The organism is Streptomyces sp. SID3343 (assembly GCF_009865215.1).
GTDB lineage: Bacteria > Actinomycetota > Actinomycetes > Streptomycetales > Streptomycetaceae > Embleya.
Window position 1 is genome coordinate 1 of record NZ_WWJX01000231.1, and the last position, 3,054, is coordinate 3,054.

Annotated in this window: 4 protein-coding genes; 1 reads left to right on the top strand and 3 read right to left on the bottom strand. The window is 71.8% G+C overall.

Annotated features, from left to right (window positions below):
• The first annotated feature begins 95 nt into the window (after nucleotides 1–95).
• Nucleotides 96–626 carry an isochorismatase family protein gene (locus GT354_RS08435; RefSeq protein WP_161355638.1) on the top strand — a complete coding sequence of 177 codons (531 nt, stop codon included), beginning with the start codon at nucleotides 96–98 and terminating at the stop codon, nucleotides 624–626.
• Between the two features lie 18 nt (nucleotides 627–644).
• On the opposite strand, the gene GT354_RS08440 is transcribed toward GT354_RS08435, so the two are convergent.
• The 3 genes from GT354_RS08440 to GT354_RS08450 form a co-directional block, all read right to left on the bottom strand.
• Complete coding sequence (locus GT354_RS08440) at nucleotides 645–1,247, bottom strand: DJ-1/PfpI family protein (protein WP_161355639.1); 603 nt, start codon at nucleotides 1,245–1,247, stop codon at nucleotides 645–647.
• A gap of 83 nt (nucleotides 1,248–1,330) precedes the next feature.
• The gene (locus tag GT354_RS08445) at nucleotides 1,331–2,284 is read right to left on the bottom strand and encodes a DJ-1/PfpI family protein (RefSeq protein WP_161355640.1); all 954 of its coding nucleotides are present in this window, start codon (nucleotides 2,282–2,284) and stop codon (nucleotides 1,331–1,333) included.
• A 272-nt stretch (nucleotides 2,285–2,556) separates the two neighbouring features.
• Entirely contained in the window at nucleotides 2,557–2,937 is a 381-nt protein-coding gene (locus GT354_RS08450; protein ID WP_161355641.1) for a DUF952 domain-containing protein, read from the bottom strand.
• Nucleotides 2,938–3,054 lie beyond the last annotated feature (117 nt).

A 3,054-nucleotide genomic window follows, 5' to 3' on the forward strand; every position in this document is an offset into this window, starting at 1 on the left:
AAGACCACCTCCTCGTTCACCGCCGCGATCACCATCGTGTCCATCCTGCTCTGGCTCAGACGCCCACTTTGAAGACACTTCCTAGGGTGCGGGCCATGACCGACTTGGACCCCGCCCGTACCGCCCTCGTCCTGATCGATCTGATGGATCGGATCGTCGACATGCCGCTGGCGCCACGCAGCGGGAAGGACGTACTGGAGACCGCGTGTCGCCTGGCCGAGGAGTTCCGCGCGGCGGGGGCTCCGGTGGTGGCCGTCCGGGTCGAGCGGCCGGGCGTCGCCGAGCAGCCCCCGGGCAGCCGACTGGCCGAGCGGGTCGCGGCGTTGGCGGACGCCGTCGTGGTCAAACGCGCCGTCGGCGGTTTCCACGGCACCTCGCTGGACGACGTGCTCCGGGGCTACGGGGCCGACACGCTGGTCTTCGCCGGCATCGCGACGAACATGGGCGTGGAATCGACCGCGCGTTCGGCCTCCGATCTCGGCTTCGAGCTCGTGTTCGTCGAGGACGCCATGACGGCCTTCACCACCGCGGAACACGACGCCGCGATCGCCTTGAACCTGCCCCGTTTCGGCGAGGTCGTCCACAGCGCCGGCGTACGCGTGGACGCGGGCGCCGCCCGGGCGTAGCACCCGGGCGGCGCGAGATCACGCGCCCAGGGCGTCGGCGAGGTAGGGCGGGGCCGGGTCGTACTGGATGTAGCGACGCACGGCACGCGCGTGCTCGACGCCGTGCAGCCGGCCGATCAGCCACAGCGCCGCGTCGATGCCCGCGGACACGCCCTGGCTGGTGAGCAGGCTGCCGTCGACGACGTAGCGGGCGTCGCGCACCACGGTCACCTCGCCGCGCGCCTCGAGGGTGTCCTCGAACGCGTGGTGGGTGGCGACCCGGCGCCCGCGCGCGGGTCCCGCCTCGTGCAGCAACAGCGCGCCGGTGCACACCGACATCACCCATGCGGCGTCCTTCGCGGTACGCGCGATCCAGCCGACGAGTTCGGCGTTGTCCACCTCGCGGCGGGTGCCCATGCCGCCGGGGACGAGCAGGACGTCCAGCGGCGGGTGCTCGGCGAGGGTGTGGTCGGGCACGATCCGCAGCCCCTTCGCGCAGCGCACCGGATCGCGCCCGGCGGCGATCGTGACGGCCGTGTCGACTCCCTCGCGCAGCATTGCGGAGGCGGTGAACACCTCCCAGGGTCCGACCAGATCGAGCTCTTCCAGGTCTTCGAACATCAACAGTCCATACGTGGTCATGCTGCTCCTTCGTCGATAAGAACCACTGAAACGGGAGAAACCGATGAACACTTGCCCCAGGGGCACTCGGGCGCCCCGCCGCACTACCGCACCGACGTGCGGAATCGATCCCGGTAGTCGGACGGCGCGACCCCCAGATGGCGGTGGAAGGTCCGCCGCAACGTCTCCCCCGTGCCGAACCCGCACCGTCGCGCGATGGCCTCCACCGGGTCGCCGCCCTCCGCGAGAGCCCGCGACGCCGCCTCCACCCGAACCCGCTCCACGTACGCGGCCGGCCCCACGCCCAACTCGGCCGTGAACCGTCGCTGGAAGTGGCGCGGGCTCAGCCCCGCGCACCCGGCCAGATCGGCGATCGTGTGCCGCGCCCCCGGATCCGCGACCACCGCCGCGATCACCGCCCGCAGGGGATCGCCGACCGGGCGCGTACCCCACAGCGGTACGCCGAACTGCGACTGGCCACCGGGTCGGCGCAGGAACAGCACCAACTCGCGGGCCACGTCGTGCGCCACCGAGCGTCCGGCGTCCTCCTCCACCAGGGCCAACGCCAGGTCCATCCCCGAGCTCACCCCCGCCGACGTCCACAGCGTGCCGTCGCGTACGAAGATCGGGTCCACGTCGACGATCGCCTCGGGGTGTTCGCGCTCCAACTGCGCGGCCCGTCTCCAGTGGGTGGTGACCCGACGCCCGTGGATGAGCCCGGCGGCGCCGAGCAGGAACACGCCGCTGCACACGGACGTCACTCGGCGCGCCGCTGCCGCCGCCCGCACGATCCAGGCCACCAACTCGGCGTCGTGGCACGCCGCGTCCACGCCCCCGCCGCCGACCACCACGAGGGTGTCCACGTCGGCGGGGTCGACGTCGGCGATGCCGAAGCCGGCGTGTACGGGCAGCGCGCTGTGCGACCGCACCAGTCCCGCGTGCCGGGCCACGATCGTGCACCGGTAGCCGCCGGCGTGCGAGAACACCTCATGGGGACCGACCAGGTCCAGGGGTTGGAAACCGTCGAAGATCACGAAGACGACCGCGCGTTCACTCACCCCACCAGCGTGCGCCCGTCGACCCGATGGCGTCCACGCCACGTACCCCACACTTCACGCCATCGGGCACGGCGGTGCGGGTCGGCCGCGGTCCGCCGCGCGGCTCGTGCGAGAGGCGGCCCGGCCCACCGAAGGCAAGCCGCCAGGCCACACGCACCGACATCCACTGCCGCAGCCGTCAGGATCCGCGAACCCTACGCGGCCCCATTCCCCTGACCGATCCGACACGGGCACGCACGGACACGGTGACCCCACCGGCGCCCGACCCACCGTCAGCCCCGCGGGTCGATCCCCAGCCCCTGCCGAACCGCCTCGGCCACCCGGTCGCCGTCGGCGTCCGCGGGCACATCGATCGAGATCGACGACAGCACGAGCGCCCGGTCCAACGCGCCGTACAGGTGCGGGAACAGGTCCCCTCCGCGCGACGGTTCCCAGCGCAGCGCCTCCCTCAGCCCGGGGGCGTCCACCGTAAGCGCGAACAGCGCGCCACGGCCCGCGAAGTGCCGCCGCGCGGTCTCCACGACCTGCTCGCGGGTGGAAAAGTGCACATAGCCGTCGGCCAGGTCCACCCCGGCTCCCTCGAACACCCCACGCTCGACGAAGTCGGCCCACTCCCGGGCGTCCAGCAACTTGTAGATCACGTCCGCGCTCATACCGCCGAGCCTAGGAAGTGTCTTCAATCTGCTCGGGTTGAGGCATGATGTCGGGTGTGATTCGACGTCATGAGTTGACCGATGCGGAGTGGGACGCGTTGCGGCCGCATCTTCCGT

Bases quoted from the DNA above. Each gene is read 5' to 3' on its own strand.
- GT354_RS08435 (WP_161355638.1), top strand. From the start codon at position 96: ATGACCGACTTGGACCCCGCCCGTACCGCCCTCGTCCTGATCGATCTG.
- GT354_RS08440 (WP_161355639.1), bottom strand. From the start codon at position 1,247: ATGACCACGTATGGACTGTTGATGTTCGAAGACCTGGAAGAGCTCGAT.
- GT354_RS08450 (WP_161355641.1), bottom strand. From the start codon at position 2,937: ATGAGCGCGGACGTGATCTACAAGTTGCTGGACGCCCGGGAGTGGGCC.